The organism is Pantoea stewartii (assembly GCF_011044475.1).
In the GTDB taxonomy this organism is placed as follows: Bacteria; Pseudomonadota; Gammaproteobacteria; order Enterobacterales; family Enterobacteriaceae; genus Pantoea; species Pantoea stewartii.
Genome location: NZ_CP049115.1, coordinates 3228279 through 3246278 on the forward strand (window position 1 = coordinate 3228279; position 18000 = coordinate 3246278).

At 56.2% G+C, this 18000-nt stretch carries 18 protein-coding genes; 5 read left to right on the forward strand and 13 right to left on the reverse strand.

Annotated features, from left to right (window positions below; translation table 11 throughout):
- Positions 1-3 precede the first annotated feature (3 nt).
- From G5574_RS15250 to G5574_RS15275, 6 genes are all read right to left on the reverse strand, one after another.
- A complete protein-coding gene (locus G5574_RS15250; protein ID WP_054634626.1) occupies positions 4-471 on the reverse strand; it encodes a NanQ anomerase/TabA/YiaL family protein in 468 nt (155 codons plus the stop codon).
- Positions 468-1481 carry a 3-dehydro-L-gulonate 2-dehydrogenase gene (yiaK, locus tag G5574_RS15255; RefSeq protein ID WP_006121625.1) on the reverse strand — a complete coding sequence of 338 codons (1014 nt, stop codon included), beginning with the start codon at positions 1479-1481 and terminating at the stop codon, positions 468-470. The genes G5574_RS15250 and yiaK overlap by 4 nt, the downstream gene beginning before the upstream one ends.
- Before the next feature lie 246 nt (positions 1482-1727).
- Positions 1728-2558 carry an SMP-30/gluconolactonase/LRE family protein gene (locus G5574_RS15260; protein ID WP_006121624.1) on the reverse strand — a complete coding sequence of 277 codons (831 nt, stop codon included), beginning with the start codon at positions 2556-2558 and terminating at the stop codon, positions 1728-1730.
- 14 nt (positions 2559-2572) lie between these two features.
- Positions 2573-3673: an ABC transporter substrate-binding protein gene (locus G5574_RS15265; RefSeq protein ID WP_033739103.1), complete on the reverse strand. Its 1101-nt coding sequence runs from the start codon at positions 3671-3673 to the stop codon at positions 2573-2575.
- Positions 3670-4770, reverse strand: coding sequence for an ABC transporter permease (locus G5574_RS15270; protein ID WP_039339009.1), 1101 nt, complete (start codon positions 4768-4770; stop codon positions 3670-3672). Before G5574_RS15270 ends, G5574_RS15265 begins: the two co-directional genes overlap by 4 nt.
- Before the next feature lie 22 nt (positions 4771-4792).
- Positions 4793-6319, reverse strand: coding sequence for a sugar ABC transporter ATP-binding protein (locus G5574_RS15275; protein ID WP_006121621.1), 1527 nt, complete (start codon positions 6317-6319; stop codon positions 4793-4795).
- 319 nt (positions 6320-6638) lie between these two features.
- Between G5574_RS15275 and G5574_RS15280 the strand changes: the two genes are divergently transcribed.
- Positions 6639-7451 (forward strand): IclR family transcriptional regulator, encoded by an 813-nt coding sequence (locus G5574_RS15280; protein ID WP_006121620.1) that lies wholly within the window; start codon positions 6639-6641, stop codon positions 7449-7451.
- A 36-nt stretch (positions 7452-7487) separates the two neighbouring features.
- Here the strand turns inward: G5574_RS15280 and G5574_RS15285 are convergent, their stop codons facing one another.
- The 5 genes from G5574_RS15285 to G5574_RS15305 all read right to left on the reverse strand — a co-directional run bounded on the left by G5574_RS15285 (position 7488) and on the right by G5574_RS15305 (position 11734).
- Entirely contained in the window at positions 7488-8012 is a 525-nt protein-coding gene (locus G5574_RS15285) for a GNAT family N-acetyltransferase (protein ID WP_054688377.1), read from the reverse strand.
- A 60-nt stretch (positions 8013-8072) separates the two neighbouring features.
- The gene (locus tag G5574_RS15290; protein WP_164482818.1) at positions 8073-8651 is read right to left on the reverse strand and encodes a P-loop NTPase family protein; all 579 of its coding nucleotides are present in this window, start codon (positions 8649-8651) and stop codon (positions 8073-8075) included.
- An 87-nt stretch (positions 8652-8738) separates the two neighbouring features.
- Positions 8739-9050, reverse strand: a complete 312-nt coding sequence (locus tag G5574_RS15295; protein ID WP_006121617.1) for a cupin domain-containing protein — start codon at positions 9048-9050, stop codon at positions 8739-8741.
- Between the two features lie 175 nt (positions 9051-9225).
- Positions 9226-10560 (reverse strand): carbohydrate porin, encoded by a 1335-nt coding sequence (locus G5574_RS15300; RefSeq protein ID WP_164482819.1) that lies wholly within the window; start codon positions 10558-10560, stop codon positions 9226-9228.
- A 211-nt stretch (positions 10561-10771) separates the two neighbouring features.
- Positions 10772-11734: an aldo/keto reductase gene (locus G5574_RS15305; protein ID WP_058702367.1), complete on the reverse strand. Its 963-nt coding sequence runs from the start codon at positions 11732-11734 to the stop codon at positions 10772-10774.
- A 348-nt stretch (positions 11735-12082) separates the two neighbouring features.
- Here G5574_RS15305 and G5574_RS15310 point away from each other — a divergent pair, with 348 nt between their 5' ends.
- Positions 12083-13189, forward strand: a complete 1107-nt coding sequence (locus tag G5574_RS15310; protein ID WP_216850762.1) for an endo-1,4-beta-xylanase — start codon at positions 12083-12085, stop codon at positions 13187-13189.
- Here G5574_RS15310 and G5574_RS15315 read toward each other — a convergent pair whose 3' ends face one another.
- Positions 13190-14194, reverse strand: a complete 1005-nt coding sequence (locus tag G5574_RS15315) for a GlxA family transcriptional regulator (protein WP_058707854.1) — start codon at positions 14192-14194, stop codon at positions 13190-13192. It lies immediately after the preceding gene.
- Between the two features lie 116 nt (positions 14195-14310).
- On the opposite strand from G5574_RS15315, the gene G5574_RS15320 reads away from it, so the two are divergent.
- Genes G5574_RS15320 through G5574_RS15330 form a run of 3 tightly spaced genes read left to right on the forward strand, consistent with a single transcriptional unit; the run spans position 14311 to position 16081 of the window.
- Positions 14311-15087, forward strand: coding sequence for an alpha/beta fold hydrolase (locus tag G5574_RS15320; RefSeq protein ID WP_033739121.1), 777 nt, complete (start codon positions 14311-14313; stop codon positions 15085-15087).
- 24 nt (positions 15088-15111) lie between these two features.
- On the forward strand, positions 15112-15738 hold the full coding sequence (locus G5574_RS15325) for an FMN-dependent NADH-azoreductase (protein ID WP_164482820.1): 627 nt from the start codon (positions 15112-15114) through the stop codon (positions 15736-15738).
- 16 nt (positions 15739-15754) lie between these two features.
- On the forward strand, positions 15755-16081 hold the full coding sequence (locus tag G5574_RS15330; protein WP_054688363.1) for a YciI family protein: 327 nt from the start codon (positions 15755-15757) through the stop codon (positions 16079-16081).
- Between the two features lie 43 nt (positions 16082-16124).
- Here the strand turns inward: G5574_RS15330 and G5574_RS15335 are convergent, their stop codons facing one another.
- Positions 16125-17786 carry a methyl-accepting chemotaxis protein gene (locus G5574_RS15335; protein ID WP_164482821.1) on the reverse strand — a complete coding sequence of 554 codons (1662 nt, stop codon included), beginning with the start codon at positions 17784-17786 and terminating at the stop codon, positions 16125-16127.
- Positions 17787-18000: the final 214 nt, after the last annotated feature.

Here is an 18000-nt window from a genome sequence, read left to right on the forward strand (position 1 = left end):
GCCTTACACCAGATCGCGCGTGGGGATCTTCACCACGACTTTGCGGATCGGACCGGGCTGACTGACCGCGCAGTTAGGACGATGAATATCCTGAGGAAAAAATACGGCGAACGTGCCGGGCAGCATCCGTACCAGGGTTTCATCGGGGGCATGTTGATAAAAAACGATGTCGCGTTCGCTGTCATAAGGCTGATGCACCGCCAGATCCAGCGGTTGTGTGGCGACGCCGATCACTTCTTCGCCTGCCACCAGATACTGCACGTCGATGTGATAGCGGTGCGCCTCCGGGTAATTCTCTGCGGCGGGAACCGTGTGCAGATCTAACACCTGTACGACCCAGCCGGTTTCTTCGTCCTGATAACGGCCGGCGGCCATGTTTGCCAGATCATGACCGGCGAGGTAGGCCAGAGCATGAGCAATCGCGGCGGGATAGTGACGGGGATCGGTATTGGCAAGGTGTCCGGTAATCATGATGCCTTCTCCTGTAGCGCCTGAATGCGCGCCCAGACGCGCTCATCAACCGGAATACCCAGGCGTTCGTTTTCTTCACGCAGTGGCGGGAATTTGTCACCCGGCAGGCGAATCGCCTGTGTGCTGTCAGCCGGTTCCGCACCGGTGATGGATGCGCGAATACGATCGAGTTTTTGCTGGCGGGTTTCGCCCGGAATGAGCCGATCGACGTCGATGGCGATAAACACCTGAGAAATGCCAAATTCATCGCCGTTGTCGTGAGTGACTTCAGTCACGGAGGCGCCGTTAGAGAGCAGGGTGGCCAGCATATCCAGCACCACAGACAGCGCTGAGCCTTTCCAGTAACCCATTGGTAAAATGCGGCGGTTTTTTTCCAGCGTGGCCGGATCGCGGGTGTAGTTGCCCTCATCATCAAAGCCGCCATCGACCGGCAGGCTTTTCCCCGCCAGGCGATTCACTTCCAGCATGCCGTAGGAGAACATCGACATGGACATATCCACCATCGTAACCGGCTCGCCCGGTACCGCGATAATCAGCGGATTGGTGCCGATCGCGCAGCTTTTTGCACCCCAGGGCGGCATTACGGCAATGGAGTTGGTCCAGCAGATGCCGACAAAGCCCTTTTCCGCCGCCTGCCAGCCATAGCTGCCACCGCGCATCCAGTGATTGGCATTGCGTAAGGCCACCAGCCCAATGCCGTGTTCCGTGGCCAGCGCCATCGCGCGCTCCATCATGCTATGGGCGGTGATATTGCCAATGGCGCGTTGCGCATCCCACTGCTCAATCGCACCCAGCGACAGGACTTTTTGCGCATCCGCATCGGGAATAATGTGGCCGGCATCCAGTTGCTGAATAAAACGCGGGAAGCGGTTAACGCCATGGGAATAGACGCCGTTAAGACTGGTTTCAGTAAACATGTGCGCGCAGGCCTCGGCTTTGGCCTGCGGCACGTTGCGGCTGAGGAGTACGCGAAGAAACTCCTGATACAACTGCTGATAGCTGATTCTCATCTGACTGATACTCCCCGCGTCTTATTTCATAATGTGGAATGTTATTTCAACTAAATGCTATGGGGAAAAATGCAGCGAGTCAAAGAAATGACTCAAAAATTATTTCATTTAAATCAAAAGGATATAATTAATTCTGACTTCTGTGATCTTGGGCTTTTTTGCCCGATTCCGGCCACAGTCAGGCCGGTCAGCTGAGAGACAGCTGACCTGATTTGCTCTGCTTTTCGCCCTGCCTGTGCAGGGGCGTTAGCGCAGCGTTACCCGGTAGAGTGAAGTGTTGGCTGTGATATAAAGTTCATCATTATTCGGTCCGCCAAAGGTGCAGTTGGATACCGTTTCAGGAATCGGAATTTTGCCTTTACGGTTTCCGCTGCTGTCGAAAATAATCACGCCGTCAGCGCAGCTACAGTAAATATCGCCGTTGGCATCCACACAAAATCCGTCCGGGAAACCGGGTGAGACATCGGCAAAAAATTGCCCTGCAGACAACGTGCGACCGTCCACTTTATAGGTGCGCAGCTCATGGCGGCCGAGTGTCGGGAAATCCACCACCGACATGTCCGCCACGTACAGCACGCTTTCATCAGGCGAGAACGCCAGCCCGTTTGGCCGCTGCAGATCGCTGGCGGCAATGCTGAGCTGCCCACTTTCCGGATCAAAACAGTAGAGATAGCAGCCGATCACCTGGCTGGGAGCCAGGTAACCCTCATGATCGCTGACGATCCCGTAAGGCGGATCGGTAAACCAGATGGTGCCGTCGGAGCGGATCGCCAGATCGTTAGGCGAGTTAAACCGCTTGCCCTCGACTTTATCCACCAGCACGTTCACCGTACCGTCTGTTTCTGTCCGGCTGATAGCCCGGCGACCGTGTTCGCAACTGACCACGCGTCCCTGATGGTCGCGGGCATTGCCATTGGCATAGTGAGAATGATGACGCCAGATACTCAGCTCGCCATTGCGCTGCCAGCAGTACATACGGTTGCCTTTGACATCGCTAAATACCACCCCATCCAGCGCCGGTAACCAGACTGGGCCTTCGGCCCAGGTGGCAGGGGAGCACAGTTTTTCTACCTGCATGATGCTGGCCTCCGTTACTTCACGCCCCAGATAGCTTTGTAATGGTCCTGATAGCCGTTTTCCGGATCGTAGTGGTTCTGCGGTCCGCCATCCCGGCTGATATTTTCCGGTGTAATCAGGTGCGCAGGCGTGACATAGCCTGACGGGGGCTGTCCGGCGAAGGCGCGGTTGAACTCATCCAGCAGTTGCCAGCCATGCAGTTTCAGCGGTTCAGCGACGGTCGCGACCTGGCTTTCACCATTGCGAATGCGCTGGAAGGCCGACACCGAGCCGTCGCCTGCCGAGATGTTATATGGCGCGTTTTTGCCGCCTTTCCCTGCGGTTTTCAGCGCGGGTGCCATAAAGTCAAAATAAAGGTCATTAATCGCCAGCGAGTACTGCCAGCGGTCACCGTACTTCTGTAACAGGCTAAAGGTCAGCGACGGCATACGGTTAGAGGTATCGGCCAGCGGCGTGTCAATAAAGTCGATGACTTTACACTCGCTGCACTTCTCAATTTCCTGCTTCATCGCATTGGCTTTATCCAGCGCGATTTTGTACAGCGAGTCGGTGAAGATAATCACCTGCGCTTTGCCGCCTGACTTCACAATGGCGTACTGCGCCGCCAGACGGGCAACCTCATTAGAATCGGACGTAATGTTATCGGTGATCCCGTACTGCTTAATCGGGCCCGGTTGAGGCTCTGCGTGCCAGGCCATCAGCACGATTTTTTGCTGCAGGGCTTTTTTCAGCGGCATTTTGGCGACGTTCGGGTTCCAGCCGCCGATAACGATACCGTCAGGGCGCTGGGCAATCGCCTGATTCAGCGCCGCCAGTTGATCTTTGACAGAGCCTGCGCCGTCCAGCGTATCCAGCGTCCAGCCAGCCACTTTCGCCGCTTCGCTCAGGCCTTGCTGAACGCCCTGCACACCGCCGTTTTTCATATCCGAGGCGATAAAGATCAGTTTCTTTTTAGGCTGTAGCGTTGGCCCGGTCGTCGGACCGTCCCAGGTCGTGGCGCTGGCCGTCGCTTTGGCCACGGCCGCTGTCGCCTGATCGAGATAGCTGTCTGCATGGGCTGGTAAGGTGGCGACCAGCATGGCGATGAGAGAAAGACCAAATACCGGATTTTTCATAATGAGTTCCCTGGTGTGATGGTTTTTTGCTGTGAGTCAGGTGTGGTCGCCGGCGTGCTCTGACTGCGCACGACGGCTTTTTGATTCAACATACGGCGGCGCTGAGCGTAGCCGGCCAGCGTAATCGACAGCAGCAGCGTGGCACCGTTAAACAGCGGCTCCACCCAGAACGCGCCGCCAAACTGCTGAATACCGGCAATCCCGATAGCCAGGATAGCGATGCCGACCACGGTGCCCCAGACGTTTACCCGTCCCGGACGAATGGTGGTACTGCCCAGAAAAGCCCCGACCAGCGCAGGCAGCAGGTAATCCATCCCGACGCTGGCCTGGCCGACGCCCTGTTCCGCCGCAATCAGCACCCCACTGAAGCCGGTGATCACACTGGAGGCGATAAACGCGCCGATCACGTATTTATTCACGGCAATACCGTTGAGGCGCGCGGCGACGGGGTTACCGCCCACGGCATACATGCACCTTCCCAGTGGCGTGTGCTCAGTGATCAGCCACAATACCAGCGCCAGGCCCAGCACATAGAAGGCACCAATCGGAATGCCAAACACTTCGGTACTGTGCAGCGCACTAAAGGCATCCGGTAAGTCACCAACGATCTGGCGACCGCCGGAGTGCCACAACGCAATGGCATACAGCACCGTGCCGGAACCGAGCGTGGCGACGAAGCTGTCGATATCCGCCAGCGCCACCAGAATGCCGTTCAGCAGGCCATACAGCGCCGACAAGACCAGCACTGTCAGCACCGCCATCTGCCAGGAAAAGCCGTATTCCACCTGAAGCGTAATGGCCAGGATGTGCCACAGCACGATCCCGAAACCGACGTTCAGGTCGATTTTGCCCACAATCATCGGCAAGGTGGCGGCCAGCGCCAGCAGGGCGATTTTGGCCTTACTGGACAGAATGGCCTGCACGGTGAGCAGGGATGCGAAAGTCGGGGACAGTACCGAAAACAGTAACGCCAGCAGCACACATAACAACAGTAATCCGTAGCGGGTGACGACCTGCATCGACCACGGCGCAAAACCATGCTGAGCAAGGCTGATCCGTTGTTCAAGTGCAGTAGATTTCACCGAGGTTTTAGACATAGCGTTTCTCCTGACTGCCTTTTCAGACGGTAGCGAAGGGGGCAGCAGAGCTGGCTGAGGCCAGCTCCAGTAAATTAGCAAAAGTAACCTGTTCGTTTTTCAGTTCACCCACTACCTGGCCCCGGTTAAACACCAGCGCGCGGTTACAGATATGCGCGATTTCCTCCAGGTCATTCGAGATCACCAGCACTGCCACGCCGTCTGCCAGCGCTTTGTTGAGCAGGTGATAAATTTCTTCGCGCGCGCCCACGTCGACGCCCGCAGTGGGATCTTCAAGAATCAGCAACGGGGCATTGAGGTGCATCCAGCGGGCCATCACCACTTTTTGCTGGTTGCCACCGGACAGGGCGCTGATATCCAGATCCACGTTTTTAGGGCGCACGTCGAAAAGCTGCACTTTCCACCAGCTGGCACCCACCTCCGCGCGGCGACCATAATGGGACATCACCCGGTGCCCGCTCGCGCAGGGGTTGAGAAACAGGTTTTCACGCACGCTCATCGACATAACCAGACTTTCACCGGTGCGATCGCCTGCCACAAACGAGATGCCTGCCGCCATAGCCTCGCGAGGCGATCGGGAATGGCAGGGCTTGTCGCGAAAAATGACCTGGCCCTGGGTAGCCTGTTTCAGGCCAAACAGCATCCGGCCAATCTCCTCCTGACCGGCACCACGCAGGCCGGCCAGCGCCAGCATCTCGCCGGGTTGCAGACTGAACGAGACCGGGCCCACTTCATCGATGCAGAGCTGATTAAGTGACAGCACGGGCGGACGTCCCTCAGGCAGCACAAGGCGCTGATTGCTTTCCAGCGCTTCGCCGACAATCATTTCAACCAGATCGTGCAACCTGTAGTCTGCCGTGTTGCCCTCTGCGACGCGTTTACCGTCCCGCATCACACAAATGCGATCGGCAATTTCAATCACCTCATCCAGACGGTGAGTCACGTAAATCATGCCGACGTTGCGACTTTTCAGGCGTTCTATCACGCTAAACAGATGCCGTACGTCATTGGCGGGTAACGAGGCGGTCGGTTCGTCCAGTACCAGTACTTGCGCGTTGACGGCTACCGCGCGGGCAATGGCCAGCAGCGATTTTTCCGTGCGTGACAGTTCAAATACGCGGGCATCGGGATCGAGCTGAATACCGACGTCTTCCAGCGCTAAACGTGCCCGTTCACGCACGGCCCGCCAGTTAATCAGGCCCAGGCGACGGTTGAAGCCCATGATCAGTGCCATATTTTCCGCCACCGTCATCCACTCGATCAGCCCCAGATCCTGATGAATAAAGGCGACAGGCTGGCTGGTGGCGGTTTTTAGCGCGGCCGCTGAGGGGATGGGGTTGCCATTAAAGGTTATCTGGCCTTCGTCGCTGGTATAAACGCCGGCCAGTACCTTGATCAGCGTCGATTTACCCGCACCATTTTCACCTAACAGCGCGACCACTTCGCCCGGAAAGACATCCAGGCTAACGTCATTGACGGCAGGGTTCCCCCCGAAACGTTTGGTGATATGGCTTAGTGTCAGGACCGGTTTATCCGGGTTAGTTTGCATTCCAGCCTCCCGTGACGCCTGGTGAGTAGTGGCAGCAAGCGTGGTGACGCGCTCTTGCTGATTTCAACATGTGAAATACTATTCCAAAAAATACTATCCCTGAAAATGCGGAAAAGCAAAGAAGCGAGGCGACTATTTCCTCAGTAGAAACATGGAGTTAAAATATTGTTTTGAAATTGTGATGAACAGCGCAATTCCTGCCAGGCGGAATGCGATCGCCAGGCCACACTAAAAAAGCGAAAGATTCCCAGTTGTTATGCCATGAGTTAACATCATGCGATAGTGCGCTCAGGAAGTCAGAAACGGAGAGGATCGGCGGATGGTGGGTAAAGTGGATAAAGCGAAGGAAAATAAAAACGATAAGCCGTTGGGAACACAGAGTCTGTTTCGTGGCCTTCAGTTGATTGAGTTACTGAGCAATTTCCCGAACGGTTGCCCGCTGGCCCATCTCGCTGAGCTGTCCGGCATGAATAAAAGCACCGTGCACCGCCTGTTACAGGGGCTGCACAGCAGTGGCTATGTCACCCAGGCTCCGTCGCCTGGCAGCTATCGCCTGACGACCAAATTTATTTCGGTCGGTCAGAAAGCGCTGTCATCGCTCAATATCATCCACGTAGCCGGACCGCATCTGGAAAAGCTCAACCTGGACGTGGGCGAAACGGTTAACTTTTCCAGCCGTGAAGACGATCATGTTGTATTGATCAATAAACTGGAACCCACCACCGGCATGATGCGCACACGCGCCTACATCGGGCAGCATATGCCGCTCTATTGCTCGGCGATGGGCAAAATTTTTCTGGCCTGGGGCAGTGAAGAGTACCTGCTGCACTACTGGCAAAGCCATCAGGACAGCATTGAGCAACTGACAAAAAACACCATCACTACCTTGCCTGAGATGCAGCAGGAACTGAGAGATATTCTGCAGCAGCGCACCGCGATGGATCGCGAAGAGAACGAGCTGGGCGTGACCTGTATCGCCGCGCCGGTATTTGATATTCAGCAGCGCGTTCCCTATGCGGTATCGGTCTCGCTGCCGACGGCCAAGCTGCAACAGATTGGGGCAAAAAACCTGATGGCGAAGGTGGTAGCGACCGCCCAGGCGATCTCACACGAGCTGGGCGCTTCCGCCTGAGCCCTGGGCAGCGGCCCGCCTAGGACGCATCCTGCGTTATCCGTTTTCAGGCGGGATACTGTCGCCCGCGCCAAGTGTCCGCTGCATCAATACCGTGTCCAGCCAGCGCCCGTGTTTGTAGCCTACGGAGGTTAACGTACCGGCCACGGTGAAGCCCGCCGATCGGTGCAGAGCGATGGAGGCCACGTTGGCGCTGTCGCCCACATTCCCGACCATCTGGCGAAAGCCCCGGCTTTCTGCCCAGTCAATCGCGTGCGCCAGCAGGCGTTTACCCACACCTTTCCCCTGAAAAGCCGGATGGATATAAAGGGAATCTTCCAGGGTAAAACGATAAGCCGGGCGCGGACGATAAAAGCCCAGATAACAGTAACCGCAAACCTGGCCGTCTTCGATGGCCACAAACCAGGGCAGTCCGGCGGCACGGATTTTTTCTAACCGGCTGGCGAGTTCGGCTTCATCAGGCGGATCCAGTTCAAAACTGCCCGTGCCATGCACAACATGGTGAGCATAAATCTGTTGCAGGGCGGGAATGTGGTCATCCTGCGCGAGCGTGATGTGCATTCTGCGATCCCGGAGTGAGCCAGTAAGGATCATGACAATACAAAAGACAGGCAGGAAAGGCTACCGGCCTGTTTTGCCGGGTAAGATCCCTGTCGCAGGACGGGGCGTCAGGCACCACTCCTGCCAGGCGCGGTTTATCGCTTTTGCACCTACCAGACGGCACCTGGGCAGACTAAGTCCCTGATACAGGAGGTGATAGCGACGGCGATTGCCCGGCGTCACCCAGGTGATATGCCTGAGCATGGCGAGATTGATGTGATCGGTGCTGCCTTGCAGCGCCCCGGCACGCGGCGTGGTGGCACAGCAGCGCCGGATATAACGCAGTAAACTGACAGGCATTGCGAGATCCAGCAGGATATAGCCTGTTGCGCGCGCAATTCTTTCGGGCAGGCAGCGCGTATAATTGCCTTCGATAACCCAGCGTTCTGCACTGATTGCCTCGCGGTGAAGCTGTAAAAACACGGCGTGCTCTCTGGGCTGCCAGTCGGTATTGGGCTGGTGATAAAGCTGATCGAGATGAATAACGGGCAGCGACTGCTTTTCCGCAATCGCCACGGCCAGGGTAGATTTACCGCTGTTTGAGGGGCCCATGATACAAATGCGCGGACCCAGATGTGCAAGCGGCGGCAACGGTGTCATCAGGCGAAACCTCCGTCAAGGCTGTGTTTGCGCCTCAGTATACGCGGAAAATGTGCGCCAGCCATCGTGCCTCAGGGCCGGTTGGGGTCAGACCGATCCCGCTTTCTCGATCACCAGTACGCGCGCTTCGCCCTGTGGATGGGCAACATGTTCCGTGCCCACGCTGGCATAAAAAATATCTCCTGTCTGCAAGCGCACTGTCCTGATGTCTCCGTTTTCCTTGTAGTGCATCTCTACACAGCCATCCATCACCGCAAAAACTTCCTGACCGTCATTGATGTGCCACTTGTAGGGTTGATCCGTCCAGTGAAGCCGTACGGTTGTGCCATCAAAGTTAGCGATGTCGAGTGCACCCCAGGCCCGGTCGGCTGAGAACGCTTTGCTGATATAGGTTTTCATGGTTTTTCCGTTATGCGCAGTGGTAAGACATGGATGAGGTTATACCGCGTGAAGTGGGGCAGGGCTTGCAAAAAATTGCGGAAAACTGAGGCGAATCAACAGAGCAGGTACGGGATGAAAGCGTCAGGGCAGGCGGGAAAGCAGACCTGCCCTGCGGGCAGGTCTGAAGGGCGGATCAGAAATTCACGTTAGCGCTGATTCCGCCGACAAAGGCATCTTTCACGTCGCTAACGGCACCCGGCGCAACAACGTATTGCAGGTTAGGACGCAGTTGCAGCCATTTGGTCAGCTGCGCGTTGTAATAGATTTCGTAGTTGTACTCCGAACCGTCCTGAACAGGCAGATAGGTCGGGCTGTTAAAATCGGTCTGCCCGCTGGCGTCGTTCTGTTCACGCAGCGAACGCGTGTAGGCGCTGTTGACGTGAATACGCGCCGCGCCGATGCCAATCTCATCCTGCGGACGGGCATCGAACGGTCCTTTCCAGGTGAAGCTGACGGACTGATAGTTATCGGTTTTCGAGGTTTTATGGTCGTTCATCACCGCCTGAACCGTCACGCCCAGACCCCGGCTGGCATCGCCGCCCTGCGCCGTCAACTGCTGCTGCAACAGGACATAGCCGCCGTAAGCATGATTTTTGCGCTGGTAAGCGCCGTCACGCCAGCTGCCATAGTTGTCGCCATTTGCGGACGAGTAGTAATAGCCGATACGATAGTTACCCGGCAACTTGTCGGGGCCTAACGTCGGTTTCCAGCCTAACTCGACCGGCACCAGATTCCCCTCTGAGTTGCTGGTATCCAGCCGGAAACCATCGCCACGGTCGTAATTCGCACGGTTTTGATTGTAGAAACCGACCTGGAAAAACACCTCTGGCGTAACGTTGACTTTTAGCCTGCCACCCCACTGCGAAACCGGCCAGTTAAACCAGCGATCGCCGCGCCAGTTACCGGCCTGGCCGCTGCCAAACGCCAGGTTCTGGAACTTGCTGTCGAAGTTATCGAAATCTTCGCCGACGGTAACGCGTCCGGCTTTCAGATTGACCGTGTTATCGAACAGGCCTTTGCTTAACCAGAACTGCGTCAGGCGCCACGTCTGGCCACGACCGTACACCTCCTGGGTAGAAGAGAGCATCCCGGTGCGGCGATCGGCCACCTGATCGGAGATGTTGCGGCCATTGCGATCGGTAATGGTGACCTGGAACTGCGTATCCTGCCAGTCGAGGAGTTTTTGCAGATCGAAATTGGCACCAAACGCCCACTGGTCGCTGTAGCGCATCGAGGTATGGCTGTCAGCTCCGCCACCCAGATTGGCGGCACTTTCCATGGTGTAGTTAACATCTAACTTAATGCCGTAGTTTTCTAACTGCGTTCGGTTACCGCCCCAGTCGCCAAACAGGTAAGGTGAGTCATAGCTAAAGGCATCGGCGGCCAGCGCGGAGGCGCTCAGCATCGCAAACATCAGGCTGCCCGCGGCCAGGCGAGGCATAAACTGCACTGCTTTTTTTGTATTCATCAGCGTTATTCTTTATGAAATGACAGGAAAAGACAGGGCAGAGAATAATGCTGACTAAGTGTCAATTTTTGCAAATCTGTGCGTATGTAACTGCAAAGTGGTAAGGAATTAACGCAATTGTGACAGTTATCGCTGAATGAATATTTTTATAACTAAAAAGGCATTTATTGCGAGGCAAAGTAAAAGGGATGCCGCGGCATCCCTGGGGGATTTATGGCTTGCTGGCCTGGGACAGCTCTTCAATTTCTTGCTTGCTCAGCGTCAACTCAGTGGCTTTGACCAGTTCATCAAGCTGCGACAAGGAGGTCGCGCTGACGATAGGGGAGGTAATACTCGGGCGCGCGATGAGCCAGGCCAGCGCCACCTGCGTGGCTGACGCATCATGTGACGCCGCCACGTCTTCCAGCGCTTCAACAATGCGTTTACCGCGTTCATTCAGGTACTTATCTACAATACCCTGACCGCGCGCGCTCTTGCTGGCATCCTGCGGTTTTTTATATTTGCCGCTGAGAAAGCCGCTGGCCAGCGCGTAGTAGTTGATCACGCCAAGCTGATTCTCTCGCGCTACCTGCTCCAGCTCGCTTTCATATTCTTCACGGTCGTAAAGGTTGTAGAGCGGCTGCAGGGTTTCGTAACGCGCCAGCCCATGCTGTTTGCTGATGTCCAGCGCCTCCTGCAGTCGCGCGGCGCTGTAGTTGGAGGCCCCAATAGCCCGGACTTTGCCGGCTTTGATCAGAGCGTCAAAGGCGCTTAACGTGTCGGTCAGTGGCGTGGTTTCATCATCGCGATGCGCCTGATAGAGGTCGATCACGTCGGTTTGCAGACGGCGCAGCGAGTCCTCGACGGCCTGGCGAATATACCCAGGTTTCAGTCCCTGCTTCTCCGGTGACATTTCGATGCCGACTTTGGTCGCCAGCACTATCCTGTCGCGTTTACCGCTTTTCTTCAGCCATTTGCCGATGATGGTTTCGGATTCGCCCCCCTGATTGCCGGGCGCCCAGCGTGAATAGACATCGGCGGTATCGATAAAGAACAGGCCTTTTTCCACCAGCGCGTCGAGCAGAGAAAACGAGGTTTTCTCGTCTACCGTCCAGCCAAAGACATTGCCGCCAAAGGTCAGAAGCGGCACAGAGAGGCCGCTGTTGCCGAGGGGGCGGGTTTTAGGCTGCGTCATAGCATTCTCCTTTATTAAACGTATCAGGTGTACTTATCAGCTTAGCAAAGGTAAATCGACAGCTTTTCATTCGGTTTGTCCGCCAGTGCGGCATAACAAGGTAGCAAAGGTCACTTTTACCGCTGGCACGGCAGCGCCCGTCCTGAAACGTGCAGGCACACAGCCCCGCGAATGCCAGAAAACCCGATACCGTAAAGCGAGGGATTTTACATTCAGAAATCTGGCTTTACCGACGTGGACAAAATCGTTGCTGACGGGCCTTAGGGCTTAGGGTTATAAGAATACCGGGCTGGTGTGATGCGACCTTCACGATGATCGGGCAAAAACGTCACAGGAGACGTGGCACTGATGAAACCTCATAATCTGTCTGGCTTCACATCCACGCCGCGACGTCGGTTCTTAAAACGCAGCGCGGCACTGTTGCTGGGTTCCGCATTGCCGATACCGGCCTTCGCGGCCGAACCGGCTTTCCCCCCCTTAAAGCGCATAGCTGCGCAGCGTCATCTTCTGTTTGGGTTCGCGGTCCGGCCCGAGCGTTTGCGGTCCGATGCGCATTACCGGCAGTTTGTGGCCAGCCAGGCCAATATTATTGTTCCGGAAAACGCGCTGAAGTGGGTGGTCGTTCAGCCTGAGCAGAATCGCTACGATTTTTCTGGCCCGGATACGCTTGCCGCCTTTGCCAGAGCGCAGGGCCTGCTGCTACGCGGGCATACCTTTTGCTGGCACCGTGCGGTGCCGGACTGGCTGCTGGCGATTCGCGATGCCACGCAGCTGGAAAAAGTGTTGAGAGACCATATTCATACCGTCGCGGGGCGCTATCGGGGACAGATACAGAGCTGGGACGTGGCGAACGAGATTATCAACCTGTCTGACGGTTTGCCTGGCGGATGGCGCAACAGTTTCTGGTATCAACGTCTGGGGACGCGTTATCTGGATATCGCCTGTGACGCGCTGCATCAGACCGATCCTCACGCCGTCATTTGCTATAACGATTACGGGCTGGAAAGCGACCATGACAACGCACAACGAAAACGCGACGCTGTGCTGGCGCTGCTGCGCAATTTGCAGGACAGACAGATCCCCATTGGTGCGCTGGGGATTCAGTCTCATCTCAAGGCCGGTCCGCAGTATGCGTCTGGTCCGGGACTGGCGACATTTATTCGTGAAGTGAAAGCGCTGGGCCTGGCCGTGTATATCACCGAACTGGATGTTGATGACAGCCGCCTGCCGATGGCGCGCCGCGCCATGGCGGTCGCCAGCACCTATAAGAGCTATCTTTCGCTTGTGCTGGAAGCCGGTGTCGACGCAGTGCTCACGTGGGGTGTCTGGGACACGCCCCACCGGACGGCGGCGACGCCGAAGGCAAGCGATGGGCTGGCCACCGGACCGTTGCTGTTTGCTAAAGACGGCCAAATCAAAGACGCCAGCTGGGCAGCGCTGCATGCGCTACGCTGATTAACGCGTTGCGGGTGCCGCTCTGGCGGCAATCCACTGTCGATAACGCGCGGGTGTCATCGCCATCACCTGATTAAACGCTTTGCGAAAGCTGCTTTCGTCAGAATAGCCACAATCGGCGGCCACCTTACGGATGCTTACGGTGGGGTTCTCCAGAAGAAGACAGGCACCTTCAATGCGGACCCGGGTAATAAACGCCTTAGGACTTTCGCCGGTCAGCATTTTCATTTTACGGTGCAACGTGCGTTCGCTGGTATGTAACGCAGAGGCCAGCCGTTCTGCCGTGATGCCTGGCTGTTGATAGCGAATAATCTCTTCCGCTCGCATCAGCAACGGGTGCTGAGTGTTAATAAACCCGGGCGGCGCATACAAACGTTGCGACACGGGCTGGGCATCGGCAACGGCCATATCAGCAACCTGTCTGGACACGTCCGCCCCCAGTATCCTGTGCAGCAAATGCAACGTGAGCGCGCTCCACGAGAGTGGGCCACCCGTAGTAATGATATTTTCCTGTTGTTCGAGCGTTTGTCCCCATACCGGACGCGCATCCGGATAGCGCTCCCGCAGGGTCGGAAACAGCCACCAGGTGGTGGTACAACGCCGACGACTGAGCAGCCCCGCTTCGCCCAGCACCAGACAGCCCGCGCAGGCGGCACCGACGATGGCACCCTGATGGTACATTTTTTTTATCCAGGTCCCCGCCTGTATGACCGCTTCCGGATGGTGCGGAAACCGATCGCGGCCCAAGGCCATTCCCCCGACCAGGACGATATCTGACGCCTCTGCCTGGCTGAAATCAGCATCGACATGTAGCCATCGTCCCTGCGCATCGCGCACGGGCTGGCCATCAGCACTTACGATTTGGACCTCCAGCGGCGCGCGGGTCAGTTGCGCCGCAGTATCGGGGCGAGACGCAATCACCTGGCGCGCAATCCATAAGGTGTCACAAAAGCCGTTGACGGCAGAAGGCAGGCTGCCTTCCAGCGCCACAATCGCTATGCGCATAGCCAGTCACTCCTTATGGCGAGTTTTGCCTGTTAGTTGTCTTATTCGCCATCTTACACGCTCTTTTCGCCCGATCTACCATGGTCAGCATGAAAACGGCCACAGGAACAGGCGAGATGCGGCGAAAGAGCAGTAAGGCGAAAAGATTAAAGCATGCGGTGCTGCTGGGGCTGACGTTATTGAATGTGCCGCTCGCTGCGCAGGCGACGGTGAAAAACATCGTCTTAGTCCACGGGGCGTTTACTGACGGCTCAGGCTGGCGGGCGGTGATTTCACGCCTTCAGCACAAAGGTTATCACGTCACCGCCGTTCAGAATCCATTGACCTCATTGCAGGATGACGTAAAGGCGACGGAGGCGGTCATTGCGCGTCAGCAAGGCCCGGTGCTGCTGGTTGGGCATTCCTGGGGCGGTGTGGTGGTGGCTGATGCTGGCAACGATTCGCGCGTAAGGGGCATGGTTTTTCTCTCTGCGCTGGTGCCCGACAGTAATGAATCTGCTGCCGGGCTGTTGCAACGACTTCATGCCCCGATGACGGCAATGAGGCCGGATAAACACGGGATGATCTGGCTGGATAATGCCCAACAGTTTGGTGAAATGCTGGCCGGCGACGTGCCTGATGCGCGGGTGCGCGAACTGGCTGCGGTACAACAACCTGTTGCGGCGAGCGCTTTCACTGACAAGGTGACGCGAGCGGCATGGAAAAGCAAACCCACCTGGTATTTGTTGACCACGCAAGACCGGGCGCTGCCGCCCCGTGTCCAGTCTGACATTGCTGCGCATATTGGCGCACGCGTTCAGCGTCTCGCATCTAGTCATTTATCGCTGGTTTCACATCCTGAACAGGTGGCTGCGTTTATCGATCGCGCGGCCAGAACCCTTCCATCGTCATAGCACCATCACTCTCAGGGGAATCCCATGAACAGATTACTTCATATTGACGCCAGTATTTTCCAGACGCCGTCGGTTACCCGGCAGCTTACCGCGGACATCGTCAGAAAACTGTTGGCAAAGTACCCCGCTGCTCAGGCGACTTACCGTGATGTCGTGGCCGAGGAAATCCGTCCTCTTAACGCGGCCATCGCGGCAGGTTTCAGGGCGGGAAACGACGACAACGTCAGTGAGTACATAGCAGAACAGCATCGCTTATCTGACCTGCTGGTGGCGGAGTTTCTTGCCAGTGATGTGATAGTCATCGGTGCGCCGATGTACAACTTTTCGGTGCCTGCCCAACTAAAATCCTGGCTGGACCGGATCGCGCAGGCAGGCAAAACATTCAGTTATACGGCACAAGGCCCGGTGGGGTTGTCAGGTGGGCGAACCGTGATCGTGGCCTCGGCGCGAGGCGGCTTTTACCACGGCGGTTCCCTTGAAGAGTGGGATTTTCAGGAACGGTATCTGGCCGCTTTTTTTCGGTTTTTAGGCGTTGAGCATATTCATGTTATCCGTGCAGAAGGGGCTTCAAAAGGGAAAGCCATTCAACAGCGTGAAATCGGCAACGCGTTTAATGCCGCCAGCACGCTCATCCAGTCACTTGCGTTGTAATCCACAGGAGAACCTTATGCTTTACATTGTTACGCTGAGTTATCGTGGTGCCGCCGCCGAACGTGAAAAACACAGCGCGGGTCATAAAAGCTGGCTGATGGAGCACATCAAGACGGGCGAGGTGGTGTTGGCCGGACCGCTGGAAAATCAGCAGGGCGGCGTTGTGCTGTTTCTCGCCTCTGATGAGCAGGCTGTTCGCGACAGGTTGACCGAGGATCCCTTTGTGGCGTTGGGACTGGTTGATGTGGCTGTTACGGGCGTTCATCCAGCCCTGGTTTCTTCTGTGTTTGACGCCGACTGGGGCAGTGAAACGAAGGTCGTTGATATGGCCCACCGCGCCTGAAGCCGTTTGCCGCGGAGCAGGGCATCGCTCCGCGGCAAGTCGATCAGAATGACTGCCAGTTATCCGCTGACGGTGCGGCAGGCACAGGCGTCATAACGGGTTTTTTCAAAGCTGTGCTGCGGGACGTCGCCAGACCTGTGGTCGGCTTTCTGCCCGTGTTAAACACGGAGACCGACTGACGTAACTGCGTAGCCTGATCTTCCAGTGAGGCTGCCGCACTGGCCGATTCCTCTACCAGCGCCGCGTTTTGTTGCGTGACGCCGTCCATTTCCGATACCGCTTTCGTCACCTGTTCAATACCGCGTGTCTGCTCGGCCGAGGCCGAGGCAATCTCAGCCATCAACTGGGTCACGCTGTTAACGGAATGCACAATGCTTCCCATGACATCACCCGCTTCGGAGGCATGAGTCGAACCGCTGTTGACACGCTGCGTCGATTGTTCAATCAGCGTGCGGATCTCCTGCGCCGCGCTTGCACTGCGTCCAGCCAGTGAACGCACCTCACCGGCGACTACAGCAAAACCGCGCCCCTGTTCGCCTGCGCGCGCGGCTTCGACCGCAGCGTTAAGCGCCAGGATATTCGTCTGGAACGCAATGCTGTCGATAATGCCGATGATGCTGGCAATCTGTTTAGAACTTTCACTGATCTGCTCAATATTGGAAATCACCTTCGCCACAATCTGGCCACCCTGCGACGCCATCACAGCGGCATCGTTCGCCATCGCGGTGGCCTGCTGTGCATTTTCCGCGTTCAGTTTTACTGTCGAGGTCAGTTGCTCCATGCTGGCTGCCGTCTCTTCCAGTGCGGCCGCCTGTTGCTCGGTGCGGGCAGAGAGGTCGATGCTGCCGGCCGATACTTCTGCTGCGCCGGTGAAAATGGACTGGGTTGCATCATCGACAGAACGAATCGTCGCCACCAGCGCGCTGCGCATCTCTTCCAGTTGGCTGAGGAGCCGTCCGGTTTCATTGTGACTGTCGCTGGCGATCTCACGCGTCAGATCCCCGGCAGAGATCGCGCGCATGTAGTCGGTTGCCAGAGTCAGAGGTTTCAGCAGCAGTGTCCGCAGGCCAGCCCATACGCTGGCAACGGTCACCAGAGCAATAACTGCGATAATCAGCAAGGTCCACAGCATATTGGTGTAGTTGTGATCGTTTTCTGCGGCGATTTCCTTCATCAGCTGATAGTTAGCGCTCCGCCAGGCCTGATAAGCCTTATCCAGCTGATCCTGCGCTTCCTGTGCATCAAGATTGCCGTAAGCCTGATAGTTGTTATTTCGCAGGAACTCGACCGACGCGAGCATGGTATCGTGCATTTTGCTGTAAGCCGTCTGAACGTTTTGGGTCAGTTCCGCATGCTGTCCGGGTAAGGGCGGGGCGGCTTTGTAGGCTGAAAAATACTTATCGGCTTTTTCAGCAGATTGTTTCGCTGTGTCCAGCAGTGTGGCAATTGAGGCCAGAGATGCCGGATCCTTCTGGTTTTTCAGAAAACGAATAGCCACCCGGCTGACGGTGACACGCGTCTTTATCAGCGTCTGCACACTGTCGCTCAGTTGCTGTTGTTGTAGCGTCAGTTGTTCAGTGTGAGAAAAGTTGCGTCCCGCCTGGCTGACAGACGAATAAAAAAGCGACCCGGTAAGCATTAACAGCGCACTGAACAAAAACAATACGGCAATAATGCCCGTTGTAATTTTAAGGTTTTTAAACATGGCGGCGATACCTGATAAACGTGGATACAGGTATATCGGTATTTAACGGATTACCTTAATAGTGACGCCATAAATAATGTGATCTATAACGATTAGTTTAAAAATAAAATGACGCTTTCAGGAAAAGCGTGTTTTTTTAATGGTTTGGCATAGTCACAAAAACGGGGTGATCAAGGATCCGTTTATGCAGAAATGTACCGGGAGTTACGTTTTT